General features: G+C 70.6%; 16 protein-coding genes and 3 tRNA genes. 10 read left to right on the top strand and 9 right to left on the bottom strand.

From position 1 onward, the window contains the following. Positions 1–208 precede the first annotated feature (208 nt). Entirely contained in the window at positions 209–1,597 is a 1,389-nt protein-coding gene (locus G5C65_RS04500) for a phage portal protein (protein ID WP_165297286.1), read from the bottom strand. Positions 1,598–1,703: 106 nt separating this feature from the next. On the opposite strand from G5C65_RS04500, the gene G5C65_RS04495 reads away from it, so the two are divergent. After that, complete coding sequence (locus tag G5C65_RS04495) at positions 1,704–2,126, top strand: hypothetical protein (protein WP_165297285.1); 423 nt, start codon at positions 1,704–1,706, stop codon at positions 2,124–2,126. Here the strand turns inward: G5C65_RS04495 and G5C65_RS04490 are convergent. Then, on the bottom strand, positions 2,095–2,733 hold the full coding sequence (locus G5C65_RS04490; protein WP_241265544.1) for a terminase: 639 nt from the start codon (positions 2,731–2,733) through the stop codon (positions 2,095–2,097). The two genes, G5C65_RS04495 and G5C65_RS04490, sit on opposite strands and share 32 nt — an antisense overlap. 818 nt (positions 2,734–3,551) lie before the next feature. Here G5C65_RS04490 and purF point away from each other — a divergent pair. Continuing rightward, positions 3,552–5,093: an amidophosphoribosyltransferase gene (gene purF / locus G5C65_RS04485; protein WP_165297284.1), complete on the top strand. Its 1,542-nt coding sequence runs from the start codon at positions 3,552–3,554 to the stop codon at positions 5,091–5,093. Between the two features lie 83 nt (positions 5,094–5,176). Continuing rightward, entirely contained in the window at positions 5,177–6,301 is a 1,125-nt protein-coding gene (purM, locus tag G5C65_RS04480; RefSeq protein ID WP_165297283.1) for a phosphoribosylformylglycinamidine cyclo-ligase, read from the top strand. Between the two features lie 95 nt (positions 6,302–6,396). Here purM and G5C65_RS04475 read toward each other — a convergent pair whose 3' ends face one another. After that, positions 6,397–6,669, bottom strand: coding sequence for a DUF3073 domain-containing protein (locus G5C65_RS04475; RefSeq protein WP_165297282.1), 273 nt, complete (start codon positions 6,667–6,669; stop codon positions 6,397–6,399). Positions 6,670–7,057: 388 nt separating this feature from the next. After that, entirely contained in the window at positions 7,058–8,182 is a 1,125-nt protein-coding gene (locus tag G5C65_RS04470; RefSeq protein WP_165297281.1) for a Glu/Leu/Phe/Val dehydrogenase, read from the bottom strand. A 190-nt stretch (positions 8,183–8,372) separates the two neighbouring features. Here G5C65_RS04470 and G5C65_RS04465 point away from each other — a divergent pair, with 190 nt between their 5' ends. Continuing rightward, complete coding sequence (locus G5C65_RS04465) at positions 8,373–9,251, top strand: DUF8083 family protein (protein ID WP_165297280.1); 879 nt, start codon at positions 8,373–8,375, stop codon at positions 9,249–9,251. Positions 9,252–9,708: 457 nt separating this feature from the next. Continuing rightward, positions 9,709–9,915, top strand: a complete 207-nt coding sequence (bldC, locus tag G5C65_RS04460; protein ID WP_003949541.1) for a developmental transcriptional regulator BldC — start codon at positions 9,709–9,711, stop codon at positions 9,913–9,915. A gap of 415 nt (positions 9,916–10,330) precedes the next feature. Here the strand turns inward: bldC and G5C65_RS04455 are convergent, their stop codons facing one another. The 3 genes from G5C65_RS04455 to hrpA all read right to left on the bottom strand — a co-directional run bounded on the left by G5C65_RS04455 (position 10,331) and on the right by hrpA (position 14,989). Further along, positions 10,331–10,516, bottom strand: coding sequence for a DUF6274 family protein (locus G5C65_RS04455; protein WP_165297279.1), 186 nt, complete (start codon positions 10,514–10,516; stop codon positions 10,331–10,333). 311 nt (positions 10,517–10,827) lie between these two features. Further along, positions 10,828–10,902 (bottom strand) — tRNA-Asp (locus G5C65_RS04450). 67 nt (positions 10,903–10,969) lie between these two features. Beyond that, positions 10,970–14,989, bottom strand: coding sequence for an ATP-dependent RNA helicase HrpA (gene hrpA, locus G5C65_RS04445; RefSeq protein WP_165297278.1), 4,020 nt, complete (start codon positions 14,987–14,989; stop codon positions 10,970–10,972). Between the two features lie 156 nt (positions 14,990–15,145). On the opposite strand from hrpA, the gene G5C65_RS04440 reads away from it, so the two are divergent. The 4 genes from G5C65_RS04440 (at position 15,146) to G5C65_RS04425 (ending at position 18,441) form a co-directional block, all read left to right on the top strand. Continuing rightward, positions 15,146–15,547, top strand: a complete 402-nt coding sequence (locus G5C65_RS04440; protein ID WP_165297277.1) for a hypothetical protein — start codon at positions 15,146–15,148, stop codon at positions 15,545–15,547. A 171-nt stretch (positions 15,548–15,718) separates the two neighbouring features. After that, on the top strand, positions 15,719–16,501 hold the full coding sequence (locus G5C65_RS04435) for a DsbA family protein (RefSeq protein WP_165297276.1): 783 nt from the start codon (positions 15,719–15,721) through the stop codon (positions 16,499–16,501). Beyond that, the gene (locus tag G5C65_RS04430) at positions 16,501–17,349 is read left to right on the top strand and encodes a cytochrome c biogenesis protein CcdA (protein WP_165297275.1); all 849 of its coding nucleotides are present in this window, start codon (positions 16,501–16,503) and stop codon (positions 17,347–17,349) included. Before G5C65_RS04435 ends, G5C65_RS04430 begins: the two co-directional genes overlap by 1 nt. Before the next feature lie 15 nt (positions 17,350–17,364). Then, positions 17,365–18,441, top strand: coding sequence for an ABC transporter permease (locus G5C65_RS04425; protein WP_165297274.1), 1,077 nt, complete (start codon positions 17,365–17,367; stop codon positions 18,439–18,441). Positions 18,442–18,514: 73 nt separating this feature from the next. On the opposite strand, the gene G5C65_RS04420 is transcribed toward G5C65_RS04425, so the two are convergent. Beyond that, positions 18,515–18,588: transfer RNA gene (locus G5C65_RS04420), tRNA-Phe, on the bottom strand. A 37-nt stretch (positions 18,589–18,625) separates the two neighbouring features. After that, positions 18,626–18,700, bottom strand: a tRNA-Asp gene (locus G5C65_RS04415). A 378-nt stretch (positions 18,701–19,078) separates the two neighbouring features. Here G5C65_RS04415 and G5C65_RS04410 point away from each other — a divergent pair. Continuing rightward, entirely contained in the window at positions 19,079–19,840 is a 762-nt protein-coding gene (locus G5C65_RS04410) for a DeoR/GlpR family DNA-binding transcription regulator (RefSeq protein ID WP_165297273.1), read from the top strand. The last annotated feature ends 40 nt before the right edge of the window (positions 19,841–19,880 follow it).

The following is a 19,880-nucleotide window of genomic DNA, read 5'->3' as shown; positions in this document are numbered from 1 at the left end:
ACGAAGCCAACGGGCCGCTGTGGAAACGACCCACAGACCGTTACGGTCAACACCTACAGTCGATACAACGGGAACCCGACGGACTCTCCGTTCGACCTGATTGTTCACTGAGTGTCGGCATGAAGACCTCGTTGCGCTAGACGAGGTCACGTCTGGCAAATGATGCGGCGGCTCGGCTAAGTTCCGGGTCGCCGCTCGTAGTTCGTGACTACAGGAGAACGTTGGCCTGTAGAGGCTCAAGCGCGGCGGCGCCGGTCTCGGTGAGGATTGCGTCGACCTCGGTCTGTACGTCGTCGTCCCACTCCGGATGAAGAATCTTCACCTTGGTCTTGGTGGACACGGCGCCCGCGCGGTTGAGCAGGTCGAGCGTGGTCGCGGTCTGCTGCTCGGACTCGGCTACGCTGTCGCCGAATTCGACGCGCGGGCGAAGGGGCGTGATGCGCTGCCCGAACACCGACGCGTCGATCTGCAACAAGACGTGCAACATGTGCGTGAGGCTGTGGCGCCAGTACCCGGCCTTCTTCTTGCGGGTCACCATCGACCGCGCGTCGCGACTGTCGACCTCGGTCGCCGTGATGGCCTGCCCGCCCCTGTCGAGACCGAAGCTCTGCGCGGAGTACCCGGCGGCCTGCACGGCTTCCCGCGTGGTGGCCTCAGCGGTGCGCTGGTGTTCCTCGACGCGGATCGCGAACTGAGCGAGCGTGATTCCGTTGTCTTCGGTCGGCGGTATCCGGAGCGAGGTCCATACCTCGCGGATGTCGCGCATCCATGACGACCACGTCTCGTCGAGGGCGTCGAACAGGTCGGGGAGCGGCTTCGCGAAGTCCGAGCGGCCGAGTGGGCTTCCGCGGTGTAGCCGGTTGGGGAGCATGTTCGGGATGTACGCGGCCGTAAGGTCGCGAATCCCGGTGCTGATGCTGACGCCGTCACCGTCGAGGGAGTCGACCAGCTCGGCCGTCTCCGGATGCTCCGTGAGCGGCACGGCACGCCCCACGTTGTCCGGCGTCCCCTCGTACAGCGTGTGAAGGATGCGGCCCGGCTCGTGCCGCTCGAAGTGCCGGAACACCACGTGTTCGGTGGCGGACAGCTCGCGCCAGAAGGTGACCACGGTCGTGATCCCGTACCGGAACTCGGGCACAGCGCCGTCCGGCTGGCACACCGTCAACAGTGGTCGGTCGGCAAGCTCGCGGTCCCACGTGACGCGCAGAAACACGCCGGAGAGGGCGGCGGCCTGCTCGGCGGCCCCAAGCAGCGTCGCTTGTACCTGTCCTTCGTCGAGCAGCACGTCGAGCCGGTCGCGGGTCGCCTTGTCGTCGACGATGATCTCGGGCATGTCCGCGAACAGCAGGTCGGCGGAGGTACGGGCGATGTCGCCCGGCAACGGCATGTGAAGCCGCTGTTCCTGCTGGCCGTGCCGCTCCGCGTTGGGGCGGCGGCCCCACAGCTTGCGGCGCTCGGCGTAGGTCTGGTGGTGGTCGTAGACGCGGGCGAGGCGCGCCCGGTCGCCGCTGTACCACGCGTCGTCGACGCGCATCTCGCGGTAGGGGGCGACCCGCTCAGGAGGCGGCCAGGGGGCGCCGGACTCGGGAAGAGTCATGCATTACCTCCAATGGTGTTCACCGAGTGAGGGGCGTATCTTCCGACACATGAGCGAACAGGCCACCACTCACAACGAGGTGGGCGGCTGCGTCGGGTGACATGTCGTGCAGGCAAGCGCGATCCACGGGGATGTGGTGCTGTCGGCATCCTCGTCGTTGTCCTCGGAGGAAGCCGAGCTGCGGAAGCGCGCGGCGCAACGCCTGCTGCGCAAATTCGACGAGGAAGATGCGGCGCGAGAACGTGCGGCGGCGGCGCTGCGTCGCAAAAGAGAGGAGGAGCAACGGGAGCTTGCTGAATACCTGAAGACTGTGCGCAGGAGGTGCCGGAGGTCCGAAGTTCTGATCGGCCTGGTGGGAGCAGTAGCGATCACGATCGCGTACACCGCTCAATCCGGGATTGCGACCGTCATTTGGCTGATCATGATGGGCGTGATCATGTACTACTCCTGGTGGCCTCGTTGGAAGGTTCTGCGTGACGCTCACGTAGGTCGAACGATCACAGTTCCGCTGGATCGAAAGAAGTGGTGAGCAGGCGCCGCCATTCGTGCGCTGTCGAGTGCACGACGTACCGCAGCGCGTCGGCTGAGTGGTCGTCGATCTTCAACGGCTTGTCCTCGCCGCGCTCGGTCGCCGTCGGGTCCCAGCAGTAGGCGGGCAGTTCGTCGAGCAGGCCCTCGCAACTGCGATGTACGACCGGGCGGTCGGCGGCGAGTAGCGCGGCAACCGAACGGATGCCGTCGGCGACCTCGTTCGAAGCGCGGGTGATGTCCGGGTATCCGTCGGCCCACATCTGCGTTGAGAAGCTGGCCGCGCTCGGGTCAATGAACGTCCACTCGGGCACTACGCCTGGCGGGGCGTCTCGGTCGGCTGATGGGTGGCGCCACGTAGCGAGCCAATTCCGTACGGCGGCGCTGTACTGCGCGTCTGTCATGCTGCGGTGCGTGGTGCGGGAGTCGTGGCGCCACTCCGAGCAGACGTACAGGAGGCCGTCGACGCCCTCGCCGAGCAGCAGCGCGGCGAACGGGTTCGTTGTGCCGTAGTCCAGCCCCGCCCAGTAGCGGCGCATCTCGGGCAGCTCCTCGACGACGTGCCGCGCCTCGTCGAACATGTCGTAGATGGCGCCCTCAGCGACCACCCACGCGCCAAGGCACGCAGAAAGTACACGGCCACTGCGCCACCGCGCACAGTACGGGGCACCTACGCCGTAACCGGGCTGGTGAGGTGCGGTCTGTGCCGCGGCGCGTGCCGCATCACGTCGAACTCGCGCCGCGGGCGCGAGCGACAGCCCGGGTACGCGCTCCGGTGCCAGAAGCGCAGCCACTCGGGTATGTCCATATGTCCTGGAGTGTGGTCCCGCCGGGCGGTCGTCGAGGCCGAAGTCCGCGCATGGCTCGCGCGGGAGGCTGCTGACGGAGTTGACGCGGCCCCGGCCGTGACGCCCTCCCACCTGGTGAAGACGCCGAGAGCCGAGCAGGAAGCCGCCCGGAAGCGGCTGGCACGCGAAGCGGACCGTGCACAGGCGGCGGTCGCCCGCATCATGGCCGACCGGGCCCGCGACCCCGATCAGTACCCCGACGACGTGTACGCGGTCGCCTACAGGGAGCTGGAGCGGGACCGCGACAGAGCCCTCGCCGCGCCGGCGAAAGCGAGGAGTGGGAGACGTTCCAGCCGCAGCAGCAGAACGCCCTGCTGCGCAAGCTCATCCGCCGCGTAGTGATTCACCCGGACGGGGAAGGGGGCGGATACCGATACGAGGTACACCCCGTATGGAAGCCCGATCCGTGGCAGAGCGCCATCGAGGCAGGTCATGAGACCCTAGTCACAGATTCAGCGCTCCCCGCCGCTGCTGCGCCCGGCCCTCATGGCGCAGCAAGGGACATACCGGACCGGTCGCGGTCCAGCGCGGCATAGGTCACTCGGTCATCCCGGCGTGTCCCAGGTACGCTGTCTTATGTGCGCGGTGACGGTCTACTCAACCACGACCTCCTCCCCGGTGAGAAAGGTCCCCAGGACGCCTGTGCGGTGTTCGGAGTCTGGGCCCCCGGAGAAGAGGTCGCGAAGCTGACGTACTTCGGGCTGTACGCACTGCAGCACCGCGGCCAGGAGTCCGCGGGCATCGCGGTGAGCAACGGCTCCCAGATTCTCGTCTTCAAGGACATGGGCCTGGTCTCCCAGGTCTTCGACGAAACCTCTCTCGGCTCGCTCAAGGGCCATATCGCAGTGGGCCACGCCCGCTACTCGACGACCGGGGCCTCGGTCTGGGAGAACGCCCAGCCCACGTTCCGGGCCACCGCCCACGGCTCGATCGCGCTGGGCCACAACGGCAATCTGGTGAACACCGCCGAGATGGCCGAGATGGTCGCCAAGCTCGCCGTGAACGGCAACGGGCGGGCCACCCAGGTCGCCGCCACCAACGACACCGACCTGGTGACGGCCCTGCTGGCGGGCCAGACCGGCGAGGACGGCAGTCCGCTGACCGTGGAGCAGGCGGCGCCGCTGGTGCTGCCGCAGGTCAAGGGCGCGTTCTCGATGGCGTTCATGGACGAGGACACGCTCTACGCCGCGCGGGACGCGCAGGGCATCCGGCCGCTGGTGCTGGGCCGGCTGGAGCGCGGCTGGGTCGTGGCGAGCGAGACCTCGGGGCTGGACATCGTCGGCGCCAGTTTCGTCCGCGAGATCGAGCCGGGCGAGCTGGTGGCCGTTGACGAGAACGGCCTCCGCTCCACCCGGTTCGCGGAAGCGAAGCCTCGCGGGTGTGTTTTCGAGTATGTCTACCTCGCCCGCCCCGACACCGACATCGCGGGCCGCAACGTCTATCTCTCCCGCGTCGAGATGGGCCGCAAGCTGGCCGCCGAGGCCCCGGCGGACGCCGACCTGGTGATAGCGACCCCGGAGTCCGGCACCCCTGCGGCGATCGGCTACGCCGAGGCGAGCGGCATCCCCTACGGCGCGGGCCTGGTCAAGAACAGCTATGTGGGCCGGACCTTCATCCAGCCCAGCCAGACCATCCGGCAGCTTGGCATCCGGCTCAAGCTGAACCCGCTGAAGGAAGTGATCCGCGGCCGGCGGCTGGTCGTCGTGGACGACTCGATCGTGCGCGGCAACACCCAGCGCGCCCTGGTGCGGATGCTCCGCGAGGCGGGCGCCGCCGAGGTGCATGTGCGGATCAGCTCGCCGCCGATCAAGTGGCCGTGCTTCTTCGGCATCGACTTCGCCACCCGCGCCGAGCTGATCGCCAACGGTCTGTCGGTCGAGGAGATCGGCAAGTCGCTGGGCGCGGACTCGCTGGCGTACATCTCCACCGACGGCATGATCGCGGCGACCACGATCGCCAAGCCGAACCTGTGCCGCGCGTGCTTCGACGGCGAGTACCCGATGGAGCTGCCCGAGCCGGAGCTGCTGGGCAAGCATCTGCTGGAGTCCGAGACGGACGCGGACGGTGTGAGCACTCTCACAGCGGGAGTCGGCGCCTCGGACGCCCTCCAGCGCCCGTGACCGACGGCGTGCGCCCCGCGCACGCCCGCTTAGCGCACACCACCGGCATCCGGCAGACCACCGAGAGACATGAGACGAACCTGATGACCACCAGTTCTTCCAGGGCCGCTGCTTCCGGGACCAGTTCCGCCGGGAGCGGCCCCTCCGGCGCCAGCTACGCCGCCGCGGGCGTCGACATCGAAGCGGGCGACCGCGCGGTCACGCTGATGAAGGAGTGGGTCAAGAGGACCCGGCGCCCGGAGTCGGTCGGCGCGCTGGGCGGCTTCGCGGGCCTGTTCGACGCCAGCCGCCTCAAGGAGTACGCCCGCCCGCTGCTGGCCTCGGCCACCGACGGGGTGGGCACCAAGGTGGCGCTGGCCCAGCGCATGGACATCCACGACACCATCGGGCACGACCTGGTGGGCATGGTGGTGGACGACCTGGTGGTCTGCGGCGCCGAGCCGCTGTTCATGACGGACTACGTCTGCGTGGGCAAGGTCGTCCCGGAGCGGGTGGCGCAGATCGTCAAGGGCATCGCGGAGGGCTGCGTACTGGCGGGCTGTGCGCTGGTCGGCGGCGAGACGGCCGAGCACCCGGGGCTGCTGGGCGAGGACGAGTACGACGTCGCGGGCGCCGGGACCGGGGTGGTCGAGGCCGACGCGGTGCTGGGCGCCGAGCGGGTCCGGGCCGGTGACGCGGTGGTCGCCATGGCCTCCTCGGGGCTGCACTCCAACGGGTACTCGCTGGTCCGGCACGTGCTCTTCGACCGCGCCGGATGGAGCCTGGACCGCGAGGTGCCCGAGTTCGGCCGCACGCTGGGCGAGGAGCTGCTGGAGCCCACCAAGATCTACTCGCTGGACTGCCTGGAGCTGGCCCGGACGAGTGAGGTGCACGCGTTCTCGCACATCACCGGCGGCGGCCTGGCCGGCAATCTGGCCCGGGTGGTCCCGGACGGGCTGCGGGCCACCGTGGACCGCGCGAGCTGGCGCCCCGCGCCCGTGTTCGACGTCGTCGCGGCGGCGGGCGCGGTGGACCGCGCCGAGCTGGAGAAGACGCTGAACATGGGCGTCGGCATGGCCGCCGTGCTGCCGCCCGCCTCGGTGGACGCGGCGCTGGCCACCCTCGCCGAGCGCGGGGTGGACGCCTGGGTGGCAGGCGAGATCACCGAACGCGGTACGGCGGACCCGGACGGACCGGCGGTGACGCTCACGGGTGAGCATGCCCGCTGACCAGGCCGCCCCGGATCACGGACGGCGCGGCCGCCGCCCGGAAGAGAACAGAACCCGGTCCGGCTGGGGCCGGACCGGGTCAGGGTGTGGGAACGTCAAGCGTGACGTCGGTCTGACGGCTCCGACTGGCGGTCGGTCGGCTCGCTGGAGTCCGCCTCGTCGTCCTCTACGGCGTTGTACCGCTCCGCGTACTGTGCGTACGGGTCGTCGTCCAGCTCATCTTCCTCGAAACGCTCGCCGTTCGGCGGCTGGTTCGACGTCGATGCGCCCAGCTCCTCGGCCAGGCGCGATAGGTCCGTCCCACCGCTGTTGTACTTCAGCTGGCGGGCGACCTTCGTCTGCTTGGCCTTGGCCCGGCCGCGCCCCATGGCTCGACCCCCTCAACGACGGGGCTCGACGGCCCCAGAGTCTTGACACGCGTTCATGATTCATAGCGGCCTCTACGGGAGAGACCGGTACTCAGGGCTTCCACGGTACCTGCTTCCGCGGCCGTACGGTACGTCGCCCGCACGACACGGCCGCTGTCCGACGCGCCCGATGACCTTCACTTCGCTGGTCAGTCGAGATTTTACCTTCCCCGCGCGGGCCGACCCGCCGAGGGGCGGCCGAGGGGGCATGAGAAGCCTCTCACCGGCGGGAACGCGCCGCGCTGCGGCGATCTCCGCCGGAGGGCGCCCGGTGCCCCTGCGGGGCGCCGCACGGGGCGCCCCGGCCCCCGCACGACCGCCGGCCGCACGGGAGCCCGCCGGCTCCGGGCTATCCCGCCGCGGCGACGGCCATCCGCTGCTGGGCGATCCGGTCCGCGGCGGCCGCGGGCGGGACGCCGTCCGCGGCCGCCCGCTCGAAGATGTCCACCGTCGTATCGAAGATCTTTGCTGCCTTTGCTTTGGCGCGCGCAAAGTCGAAGCCGTGCAGCTCGTCCGCGACCTGGATCACGCCGCCCGAGTTCACCACGTAGTCCGGCGCGTAGAGGATGCCGCGGTCGGCCAGGTCCTTCTCCACCCCGGGGTGGTCGAGCTGGTTGTTGGCCGCGCCGCAGACCGCCCTGGCGGTGAGGACCGGCACGGTGGCGTCGTCCAGCGCGCCGCCGAGGGCGCACGGAGCGTAGATATCCAGCCCTTCTGTTCGGATGAGCGCGGCTGTGTCGGCGGCCACCCCGACCTCGGGATGGGCGTCCCGCACCCGGCGCACCGACTCCTCGCGGACATCCGTGACCACGACCCGCGCCCCGTCCTGGAGCAGGTGCTCCACCAGGTGGTGGCCGACCTTGCCGACGCCCGCGACGCCCACGGTGCGGCCGCCCAGCGAGGGGGTTCCCCACAGGTGCCGGGCGCTGGCGCGCATGCCCTGGAAGACGCCGTAGGCGGTGAGCACGGAGGAGTCTCCCGCGCCGCCCTGCTCCGGGGAGCGGCCAGTGGTCCACCGGCACTCCCGCGCGACGACGTCCATGTCCTGCACGTAGGTCCCCACATCGCAGGCCGTGACGTAGCGGCCGCCCAGCGAGGCCACGAAGCGGCCGTACGCGCGCAGCAGGGCCTCGGTCTTGATCTTCTCGGGGTCGCCGATGATCACGGCCTTGCCGCCGCCGTGGTCGAGCCCGGCCATGGCGTTCTTGTAGGACATGCCGCGGGCCAGGTTGAGCGCGTCCCGCACGGCGGCCGCCTCCGGGTCCGGCTCGCCCGCGTACGCGTGGAAGCGGGTGCCGCCCAGGGCCGGGCCCAGCGCCGTGGAGTGGATGGCGATGACGGCCTTCAGGCCGCTGGCGCGGTCCTGGCAGAGCACGACCTGTTCGTGCCCGCCCTGGTCGGAGTGGAAGAGAGTGTGGAGAAGTGCCGTTTCGCTCGACTCGTCGACGCTGACAGTCTCACGTACGTCAGTCACGGTGGTGACTCCTGTATTCGTGGTGGACGCCCTCCGCCGGTCCCGTCCGCTTGTGGCAGCAGGAGCCCAGGGGGAGGGCCGGTCGAGAGCAGGGTACGACCTGCGGACCTCGGGCACGTTGCGGTCCCACGATGGGGGTAGTCAACTGTCTCCCAAGTCTGTTCGCACCGGTTTCCTTGGAGGGAAGCGCGTGGCTGAGAAAGCGTCGTCGGTGATCGTCCCGTACGCCGCGTACCTGCGGGTCTATGAGCCGCTCGCCGCGTTCCCCGAGCCCGAGCGGTCGCACTGGGTCGCCTACGCCAAACGGCCGCGCCGCCCCACGGCGCAGGACGAGGTGCGGTGGGCGCTCGCCGGGCTGCTGCCGGTGCCGCCGGTGGTGGTGCCGGAGCGGGAGAGCGCTGAGGCGTTCGTGGCGGAGGTGGACGGCGTGACGTGTGTCTGCCCCTGGCGCACCAGGCTGCGCAGCTGGCAGGCGCTCAGCGCCCTCACCCAGGCCGCGGGCGACCGGGAGCTGGCGCTGCCCCAGCCGGTGCTGGACGCGGCGCTGCCCCCCGTCGTACGGCGCCAGGCCGCGGCCGACTACGAGCGCTGGCGGGAGCGCAACCCGGACGCGCGGCCGTGGATCCGCACCGCGCTGTGGCATGTGCCGGTGCGGTGGTTCGTTCTCTTCGTGGACGAAGAAAGGGAGTTTGCGAAGCCGGAAACGGGTCAGGAGAGCGGGCAGCAGTTCGTCCTCCGCTATCGGACACCCATGGTCCAGGCGCGGCGCCGTCTCGCGCGTGGCCTGAAAGTGCTCCGCGAAGAGCTGGAGGAGGGGCCGCTCGTCGACGGACTGGTAGATGTAGGCCGCTGGCTGGAGGAGTTCCACCCGCGCTCCCTCGTCGAACTGGACTACGGCGGACTGGCTCACGCGATCCCCGAGGCGCAGCTCGCGGAGGACCACTCTGCCGCCGATGTGGCGGAGGGGATCGCGGCGCTCCGGGAGGGCGACGGCGAGCGCGCGGGCGTGGCGTACGAGCGGCTGACGGAGCGCTGGCGCGCGGTGCGGGAACTGCAGTTCGCGTCCTAGGCGAGCGCCTTAAGGACCTACGTCCTGAACCGGGCTATTGCCTCAAGCGTGATGGACAGCACGTACCGGGGTCTTGCTCTCAGAGCTACCCCTCGTGTCAAAATAGGACAAGGAGTCCGCACAGGGCTCCTTCCGTCCAACTAAGGGTGGAAAGATCGGTATTGCACTCCTTGGTGGGTCTGATGACCCCTGCTCCCGTTGTGACTGATCGTCACGGCGGTGTGACTGTCCGCTATGGGGCGGTCCATCGGCTTCCGCCGAGGTTGAACACCTGAGAGGGCAATTCCATCGGTTTGGCCGACGTCGCTGGACAGATGGTGTAGTTGTAGTGCCGAGGACAAGCCGTTCGTCCTATAACCGACTCGGCTCGCGTAGTGCCATTTCGGGCAACGCGGGTCAAGGTGCAGAATTTAGAGGAAAGAACCGTGATGGTTCGGTTCTCCCGAGGAGGCCGCTCATGACCGCTCGCACCCCTGATGCCGAGCCGCTGCTGACCCCGGCTGAGGTTGCCACGATGTTCCGTGTGGACCCCAAGACGGTCACGCGCTGGGCAAAGGCGGGCAAGCTCACGTCCATCCGCACGCTCGGAGGGCATCGCCGATACCGCGAGGCGGAGGTGCGTGCGCTGCTGGCGGGCATCCCTCAGCAGCGCAGTGAGGCGTGATCAGGCGAAACAACCCGATATAAGGGCGTTTTCGGGGCCCCCACCCCAAGGCAGCGCCCTCGTGCACGACATGGCCGGCCGCTGCCCCAACGGCGGTTGCCCTGGGATCGCGCTGGACTCCGCCGGGTCCAGCGCGATCTTTTTTGTGCCCCGACGGGGCCCCGGCGGACCCCGGTGGCTGCGGGCGTGACCTGCGCCTGCGCTGAGCTGAGGGGGTCTGTTCCGGAGCCTGTGGGGTTGTGGTGAGACTAGTGCAATTGCACATATAAAATTGACACGGGTAAAGACGCGCTCAAGTTCCCCCCTGGTTCTGAGGAGTTCGGTGACTCCCCTCACACGGGAAGACTCTTGCCGGGAGTAACTGCCGTACGGTAAGGGAAGGATGCCCTGTCGGGTGGCCTGTGCGCCGGCCGGCCTATGCGGTGGATGTCGAGGGCTGCGGCGGGGGCTCGGGCTCGGCGGACTCCATGGCCAGCCGCAGCAGCCGGTGGCAGATCGGGCAGTGGCGTGTGACGTGGCGGTACCGCGTGGCGGCTGCCAGGTGGGCCCGGAGCAGGGCCCTGGTCTCGTGCCGCCGGGGGCCTTTCGGAGTCGTCGTCATGCCGCCGCACCTCCTCTAGTAGAGGTACCCCGGCTCCCCGGGGCCGTCAACCGCAAGGTTCTTGCGAATAGGTCCTCGGCATCCCCCTCCACGATGAGCGCCCGGTCAGGGGCGCGGGGAACTGCGCGCGCAATCGGTATGCGGCCGCAGACCGCGAAGTCCGGGCAGGGGCTGCCCCTTCCCGGCCGTCGCGGCCTGCGGCTGCTTCGTGGCTCGACGCGCAGTTCCCCGCGCCCCTCCGGGGCGCCCCCGGCGGGGCGGACACGCAAAGGGCCCGCACCGATCCCGGTGCGGGCCCTCTCGCTTCGCTGCGGTCCTGACGGGATTTGAACCCGCGGCCTCCACCTTGACAGGGTGGCGAGCACTCCAAACTGCTCCACAGGACCTCGTGCGAGACAGGACTCTACAGCAGGTCAGGGCCTCCGTGCGAACTCACCCAGCGCGACGGCACGCTCACGGTGCGGCGGCGTCCACGGCCCTGGCGATCCGCTTGTCCGAGACGGGGTAGGCGGTGCCCAGCGCGTGGGCGAAGTAGCTGACCCGCAGCTCCTCGACCATCCACCGCACGTCCCGCGCCGCCTTCGGCACCGGCCGCCCCGCAGGGAACTGCTCCAGCAGCCACAGATACTCGTCCCACATCTCCCGCACCTTCGCCATCCGGGTCCGGTCCCGCTCCGCGTTCTGCGGCATCTGCTGCAGGCGGCGGTCGGCCGCGACCAGGTAGCGCATCAGGTCCGGCAGCCGGCCCGCGCCGTGCTCGGTGACGAAGCCCGGCTTGATCAGCGCGTCCAGCTGCTGCCGCACGTCCGCGGCGGAGTCCGCCAGCACCGGGCTGGTCGTCCCCCGCAGCCGCTGCTCGCACGAGTGCCAGGCGGCCAGCACCTCCTGGACCTGGCGCACGGTGCGCAGCGTGGCGTCCACCAGGTCGGCGCGGACCGCGTCGAAGAGCTTGCGGTAGGACTCCTCGTCCCACACGGGCCCGCCGTGCGCGGCGATCAGTCGGTCGGCGGCGGCCGTCACACAGTCCTCGAAGAGGGCCTGGACGCTGCCGTGCGGAGAGCGGGAGAGGGCCAGCTTCTGCCGGTTGTCCAGCTTCGAGAGGGCGAACTTCGCGGGGTCCGAGGGGATGCCCAGCAGGATGAGCCGGCGCAGCCCGCGCCACATCGCCTGGAGCTGCTCCGCCTCGGTGTCGAAGAGCCGTACCGCCACCGAGGCGCCCTCGTCGACCAGCGCCGGATACGCCCTGACCGGCTGGCCCGCGCGCCACGTCTCGAAGGTGCGGGGGAGGGAGCCCAGCGTCCAGTCCGTCAGCCCGGTGCGCTGCGGCGCCGGTGCCGGCGCCGCAGCGGGGGCCTCGGAGGCCGCCTCGCCGGGCCGCTGAGCGGCTTTCGCGGCCTTCCTCGCGCGGGCGCGCTCGGTGGAGTCGAACGCCTGCGAGATGGCCTCCCGCGTCTTCGACTTCAGCCTCAGCTGGAGCGCCTCCAGGTCCTTGTCCTCCGCGAGCTTGCGGCGCCGCTCGTCGACCACCCGGAAGGTGATCTTCAGATGGTCCGGGACCTTGCCGAGGTCGAAGTCCTGCGCGGCGACCGGGACGCCGACCATCCGCTTCAGCTCGCGCGCGAGGGTGTGGGTGAGGGGCTCCGACTGCGGCTCCGCGGTCGCCAGGAACCGCTGGGCGAAGTCCGGCGCCGGGACGTAGTGGCGGCGTACGGCCTTGGGGAGGGACCGGATCAGCTCCGTCACCAGGCCCTCGCGCAGCCCGGGGATCTGCCAGTCGAAGCCCCCGGCGCCGACCTGGTTGAGCACCTGGAGCGGTACGTGGACGGTGACGCCGTCCGCGTCCGTACCCGGCTCGAACTGGTAGGTCACCGGGAGGACGAGGCCGTCCTGCTGCCAGACGTCCGGGTAGTCCGCCTTGGAGACGCCCTCGGCGCGCTCGTTGATGAGCATCGACTTCTCGAAGTTCAGCAGGTCGGGCTCGTCCCTGCGTTTCTTCTTCCACCAGGAGTCGAAGTGCGCGCCGGAGACGACGTCCTCGGGCACGCGCTGGTCGTAGAAGTCGTAGAGCGTCTCGTCGTCCACCAGGATGTCGCGGCGGCGGGCGCGGTGCTCCAGCTCCTCGACCTCGCCGAGGAGCGTGCGGTTGTCGTGGAAGAACTGGTGGTGGGTGCGCCAGTCGCCCTCCACCAGCGCGTTGCGGATGAACAGGTCGCGGGAGGTCTCCGGGTCGATACGCGCGTAGTTGACCTTGCGCTGGGCGACGACGGGCACGCCGTACAGCGTCACCCGCTCGTACGCCATCACCGCGGCCTGCTTCTGCTCCCAGTGCGGCTCGCTGTACGTCCGCTTCACCAGATGGCCGGCCAGCGGCTCGATCCACTCCGGCTCGATCTTCGCGTTGACCCGGGCCCACAGCCGGGAGGTCTCCACCAGCTCGGCGGACATGATCCAGCGGGGCGGCTTCTTGAAGAGCGCCGAGCCGGGGAAGACGGCGAACTTCGTCCCCCGCGCCCCCAGATACTCGTTCTTCTCGCCCTCCTTCAGCCCGATGTGCGACAGCAGCCCGGCCAGCAGCGACTGGTGCACCGCGTCGGGCGCGGCCTCCTGGTCGCCGAGGTGGAGCTTCAGGGCCCTGGTGACCTGGCGGAGCTGCGCGTAGATGTCCTGCCACTCGCGTATCCGCAGGTAGTTCAGGAACTCCGCCTTGCACATCCGGCGGAAGGCGGAGGACGAGAGCGCCCGCTGCTGCTCCTTCACATACCGCCACAGATGGAGGAAGGCGAGGAAGTCGCTGGACTCGTCCTTGAAGCGGGCGTGCTGCTGGTCGGCCTGCTGCTGCTTGTCGGCGGGGCGCTCGCGCGGATCCTGGATGGAGAGCGCGGCGGCGATCACCATGACCTCCTGGACGCAGCCGTTCCGGTCCGCCTCCAGGACCATCCGGGCCAGCCGCGGGTCCACCGGGAGCTGGGAGAGGGCCCGGCCCGTCCGCGTCAGCCGCCGCTCCTTGCCCGCCTCCAGCGCGCCCAGCTCTTCGAGGAGCTGCACGCCCGCCTTGATGCTGCGGTGGTCCGGCGGGTCGATGAACGGGAACCGCTCGATGTCCCCGAGCCCGGCCGCCGTCATCTGGAGGATCACGGAGGCGAGGTTCGTCCGGACGATCTCCGGGTCGGTGAACTCGGGGCGGGAGAGGAAGTCCTCCTCGGAGTACAGCCGGACGCAGATGCCGTCCGAGGTCCGCCCCGAGCGGCCCTTGCGCTGGTTGGCGCTGGCCTGGCTGACCGGCTCGATGGGCAGCCGCTGCACCTTGGTGCGGTGGCTGTAGCGCGAGATGCGGGCCGTGCCCGGATCGATGACGTACTTGATGCCCGGGACGGTCAGCGAGGTCTCCGCGACGTTCGTGGCCAGCACGATACGGCGGGTGCCCGGATGCGGCTGGAAGACGCGGTGCTGCTCGGCGGAGGAGAGCCGGGCGTACAGCGGCAGGATCTCGGTGGCCGCTCCGAGCTGCCGCTGTCCGCGGAACTTCTTCTCCAGCGCGTCCGCCGTGTCGCGGATCTCACGCTCGCCGGAGAGGAAGACCAGGATGTCGCCCGGCCCCTCGGCGGTCAGCTCGTCGACGGCGTCGCTGATCGCGGTGACCTGGTCGCGGTCGGGCGCCGACGACTCCTCGGAGTCCTCTTCCAGCAGCGGCCGGTAGCGCACCTCGACCGGATAGGTGCGCCCGCTGACCTCGACGATCGGGGCGTCCCCGAAGTGCCGCGAGAAGCGCTCCGGGTCGATCGTCGCCGAGGTGATGACGACCTTCAGCTCCGGGCGCTTCGGGAGCAGCCGGGCGAGGTAGCCGAGCAGGAAGTCGATGTTGAGGCTGCGCTCGTGGGCCTCGTCGATGATGATCGTGTCGTAGGCGCGCAGCTCGCGGTCCTGCTGGATCTCGGCCAGCAGGATGCCGTCCGTCATCAGTTTGACGAGGGTGTGGTCCTTCACCTGGTCGGTGAACCGGACCTTCCAGCCCACCGTCTCGCCCAGCGGCGAGTGCAGCTCCTCCGCCACCCGCTCGGCCACCGTGCGCGCCGCGATCCGGCGGGGCTGGGTGTGGCCGATGGTGCCGTGCACCCCCCGGCCCAGCTCCAGGCAGATCTTGGGGATCTGGGTGGTCTTCCCGGAGCCGGTCTCGCCCGCGACGATCACCACCTGGTGGTCCCGGATCGCCGCCAGGATCTCGTCCTTCTTCTGCGAGACGGGAAGCTGCGCGGGGTAGCTGGGCGTCGGCGCGGCCTCCCGGCGCGCGGTGACGCGCAGCTCGGACTCGTCCATGGCCGCCGCGATCTCGGCGAGGGCGGCTTCCCGGGCCTCCGGCTTACGGATCTTCCGCGCGCCGTCGAGCCGCCGCCCGAGGCGGTGCGCGTCGCGCAGCGTCAGCTCGGGCAGCCGGGCCTTCAGGGCGGCTGGGGAGAGGGGTGTGGAAGTCGACATACCTGGTCCAGGATCGCACCCCCCTGATGCGGCTGGCGAACCATTTGGGGGTCCATGGCGGGGTTCCGGCCGGATATCAGGGCGAACGTTAGGCTTGCGCCGTCGTTCCGTACCGACCTGACCGAACCGTGAGGGGCTGACCCGATGAGCCGCAGCGTGCCCGCAATGGGCGTTGCCGTGCTCGTGGGGCTGCTGTTCGCGCTGTGCGGGGTGGTGCAGGGCGCTCCGCAGGTGTCGCAGGGCTCCTCCCCGGTGCCGCAGGGCTCCTCGGCGTCGTACGGCTCCTCGGCGTCGTACGGCCCCGCCGTCTCCTCGTACGACGGGGGCGGGGACACCGCGCCCGGCCCCGGGTGCCACCAGAAGCGGACCGGTGACCTCGACGGCGCTGCCGTGCCCGCGCCGACGTCGGGTCCGCAGCCGTTCGCGGCGGCCCTGGCCCTGTGCACCGTTCCCGAGTCGCACGCCGCGATCGGGGCGGCGCACGCGCGCCCGCCGGTGCGCGGGCCCGCGCCCATACCACCGGTTTCCCTGACCGAGCTCTCTGTGTTGCGGGTGTAGCCGCGCCGCGGCCCCGACTCCTTTCGCTGTCCGTTCCGGGCAGGGGCTGCCCCTGTCCGCGCGTCGCGGGCTGCGGATGTTCGGTGGCTGGTCGCGCCCACGCGGCGGAGCCGCATATCCCACACTGCCCCGCGCCCCTGGTGGGGCGCCCCCTCTCACAGGAGTTCTCCCATGTCTTCATCCAGGTCGGTCCGCTCACGCAAAGGGCTGGTCATCGGTGTTCTCGTGGCGGTCGCCGCGCTGCTCGCCGGGTGGCTGTCGCAGTACGCCGTCGGCGGCGGGGACGGCGGCTCCGGCAGCGGCGACGCCACGGTGCACGGCCGCGCGGACGACACCGCCTCCGGCGATCCGGCGCTGCTGAAGCTCGCCCGGCGGGACGCCGGTGACCCGTTCGCGCGCGGGAAGAAGGACGCGCCCGTCGTGATGATCGAGTACGCCGACTTCGGCTGCTCGTTCTGCGGCAAGTTCGCCCGGGACACGGAGCCGAAGCTGGTCGAGGAGTACGTGGACAAGGGCGTGCTGCGGATCGAGTGGCGGAACTTCCCGATCTTCGGCAAGGGCTCCGAGCGTGCCGCCCGCGCGGGCTGGGCGGCCGGCCAGCAGGGCCGCTTCTGGCCGTTCTACCAGGCCGTCTACGCGGACAAGGGGAACGCGAAGAACAGCTTCGGCGACGACCATCTGCGCGACCTGGCCCAGCAGGCGGGCGTTGCGGACCTCGACCGCTTCGACCGCGACCGGGCGGGCGCCGCCGCGAAGAAGCTGGTGGACAAGGACCGCGGCGAGGCGTACGGGCTCGGCGCCAACGCCACCCCGGCCTTCCTGGTCAACGGTGAGCCGATCTCCGGGGCACAGCCCGACGAGGTCTTCACGGACGCGATCGAGCGAGCGGCGAAGGCGGCGAAGTCGGGCAAGGCGGGCAAGGCAGGCGAGGCGGACAAGGGGGCGAACCGGTAGTGGACATCGGCTACCTCGCCGCGTTCCTCGGCGGACTGCTCGCGCTGCTCAGCCCGTGCAGCGCGCTGCTGCTGCCCGCCTTCTTCGCGTACTCGATCGGCTCGGCGGGCCGGCTGCTCGCCCGGACCGGCATCTTCTATCTCGGGCTCGCCAGCACCCTGGTGCCGCTCGGCGCCGCCGGCTCGTACGCGGGGCGGTTCTTCTACGGGCACCGGGACGCGCTGGTCGCGGCCGGCGGCTGGCTGATCATCGCGCTGGGGGTGGCGCAGATCCTGGGGCTGGGCTTCGCGCCGCGCCGGCTGGCGGAGCTGTCCGGGCGCATCCGGCCCACGACGGCGCTGTCCGTGTACGCGCTCGGCGCGGTCTACGGCCTCGCGGGCTTCTGCGCCGGCCCCATCCTGGGCAGCGTGCTGACGGTCGCGACGGTGCACGGCAACCCGGTGTACGGCGGGATGCTGCTGGCGGTGTACGCGCTGGGCGTGGCGGTGCCGCTGTTCCTGCTGGCGCTGCTGTGGGAGCGCTTCGACCTGGGCGGGCGGCGCTGGCTGCGCGGGCGCGAGCTGGCGCTGGGCCGGCTGCGGCTGCACACCACCTCTCTTCTCTCGGGTCTGTTCTTCATCCTGCTGGGCGGGCTGTTCCTGGCGTTCGACGGGGCCGCGCGGCTGCCGGGGCTGACGGATGTGGACGGCGCGTTCGCGGCCGAGCAGTGGGCCCGGAACGTGGGGAACGCGGTGCCGGACGGGGTGCTGCTGCTCGTGCTCGCCTGCGCCGCCGGTGCGCTGGCGGTGTGGCGCTGGGCGGTGTCGCGCAACCGAGCGGAGTGTCCGGAAGAAGCTGATTCCCACTGAATTATCGTGTCCCGTATGGACGAAGATCAGGATCAGGACCAGCAGAAGAGCGCCCGGCCCTCGGTGCGGGAGCGCTGGCACGCGTTCACGGTGTCCCCGTTCTTCCCGGCCTGTGTGCTGGTCCTGATCCTCGCGGCGGCGGCCGGGCTCTTCGCGGGCTCGTACACGTATGCGATGGCGAACCCGACGCCGCACCACGTCCCGACGGCCGTGGTCGGCCAGCCGGACAGCGCGCGGGACCGCACGGCCTTCATCCAGGGCATGGAGAAGGCCCTCGGCTCCTCGCTGGAACTGCGCCACTACCGCACCCAGCGGCAGGCCGAGGCGGCCATCGAGGCGCAGAAGGTCTTCGCGATCATGCGGGTGGAGCCGCCGGACGGGGGCGGCCGGCCGAAGAAGGTGGAGCTGGACGTCTCCTCCGCCTCCGGCGCCTCCGTCGCCGAACTCCTGGAGCAGGCCGGGCCCGAGGTGGGCCGCGAGGTCGGGGTGCGGGTGCAGGTCCGCGATCTGAAGCCGCTGAGCAGCGGGGACCCGCGCGGGCTGGCGATCTTCTATATCTCGCTCGCCGCCGTGATCATCGGCTTCGTCGGGGCGATCCAGCTCAGCGTGCACGCCCGCGCGCTCAACCCGCCCGAGCGGATCGCGTTCACGGCCGCGTACGCGCTGCTCGGCGGCTTCGTGATCGCGGCGGTGGTGGACTGGTGGCTGGACGCCGTACGGCTGCCCTTTGTGCACTCCTGGATGATCCTGGCGCTCACCATGTTCACGTCCGGGATGGTCTTCACCATGTTCAACACCCTCGTCGGGCGCTGGGCGATGGTGCCGACCTGGGGGGTGATGGTGCTGCTCGGCAACCCCTCCTCGGGCGGCGCCGTCTCCTGGCCGCTGCTGCCGTCCGTACTGGGCGCGATCGGCCGCTGGCTCCCGCCCGGCGCCTCGGTGAACGCCCAGCACACGGCCGTCTACTTCCCGGGCCACCAGCTGATCCAGCCCTATCTGGTGCTCGCTGCGTGGGCGCTGGCCTCGTGCACGGTCTTCTGGATCTGGCGCCACCGCCACCCGGGCGGCCGCCCCCCGGCCACCCTGGCATGAGACGGCACGAGACGGCATGAGACGGCATGAGAAGAGGGGCCCGCTCCCGGTGGGAGCGGGCCCCTCTCAACAGTGGCTGGGGCCGGGGTCGAACCGGCGACCTTCCGCTTTTCAGGCGGACGCTCGTACCAACTGAGCTACCCAGCCGGGGCGCCTTCGGGGCGCCACGGCGCCCGGAAGGGAGCGGTCCTGACGGGATTTGAACCCGCGGCCTCCACCTTGACAGGGTGGCGAGCACTCCAAACTGCTCCACAGGACCAAGTGAGTGAGCGACATAGTCACCAGTCTTCACCAGTCGTCACCGGTCACCGCCGGTGACGTCGCTTAAGCAGCCTATCAGAACTCGGAGGGTGCCCGTTCCCGGCGCCACCGGGGCGGGATGCCCGTCCCGCCGGGGCCCTCGGGCCCGTACGGGCAGGGAACGGGCTCGATCGGGTGGGAAACGGGCCGTCCCTGCCGCGCTGCCCCCGGCTGGCAATCCGGGGGGCGGGCGCAGACGGGCACGATCGTCGGCACCGGAGCGCTGGCCAGCGGGGAGCGGGGTCGGTAGAACTCTCCCCACGGGCTCACCGTGGGCCCGTACGGGCAGCCGGATGACCGTACGGAGATCCGCGGGGAACGGAGAGGGGAGGCGACCATGAAGGCGGAGGAGCGGCACCGGGAGATTGTCGGTGCGGCCCGCCGCGCCGGTGCCGTCGACGTCGCCAAACTCGCCGCCGAGCTGGGCGTCGCCAAGGAGACCGTCCGCCGCGATCTGCGGGTCCTGGAGTCGCACGGCCTGCTGCGCCGTACGCACGGGGGCGCGTACCCGGTGGAGAGCGCGGGCTTCGAGACGACGCTCGCGTTCCGCACCACGCTGCACGTCCCGGAGAAGCGGCGGATCGCCGCCGCGGCGGCCGAGCAGCTCCGCGACGCGGAGACGGTGTTCATCGACGAGGGCTTCACCCCGCAGCTCGTCGCCGAGGCGCTGCCCTCCGGGCGCCCGCTCACCGTGGTGACCGCGTCGCTCACGACGGCGGGCGCGCTGGCGGCCCGCGACGAGGTCACGGTGCTGCTGCTCGGCGGGCGGGTGCGCGGCGGCACGCTCGCCACGGTCGAGCACTGGACGTCGAAAATGCTCGCGGGCTTCGTCATCGACCTCGCGTACCTCGGAGCGAACGGGATCTCCCGTGAGCGCGGCCTGACCACCCCCGATCCGGCCGTCAGCGAGGTCAAGGCGCAGGCGGTGCGGAGCTCGCGGCGGCGGGTGTTCGTGGGGGTGCACACCAAGTTCGGGGCGGTGAGTTTCTGCCGCTTCGCGGAGGTCGGGCAGTTCGAGACGATCGTGACCTCGTCAGCGCTGCCCGCGTCCGAGGCCCATCGCTACGCACTCCAGGGGCCACAGGTCATCCGCGTCTGAACCGGTGCGCACCCCGCGCACACCCGCCGCACTCCGTCCC

The organism is Streptomyces boncukensis, from assembly GCF_011045075.1.
Classification (GTDB): Bacteria; Actinomycetota; Actinomycetes; order Streptomycetales; family Streptomycetaceae; genus Streptomyces; species Streptomyces boncukensis.
The sequence above is the reverse complement of the archived record's forward strand: the minus strand, read 5'-3'. Positions and strand labels throughout refer to the sequence as shown.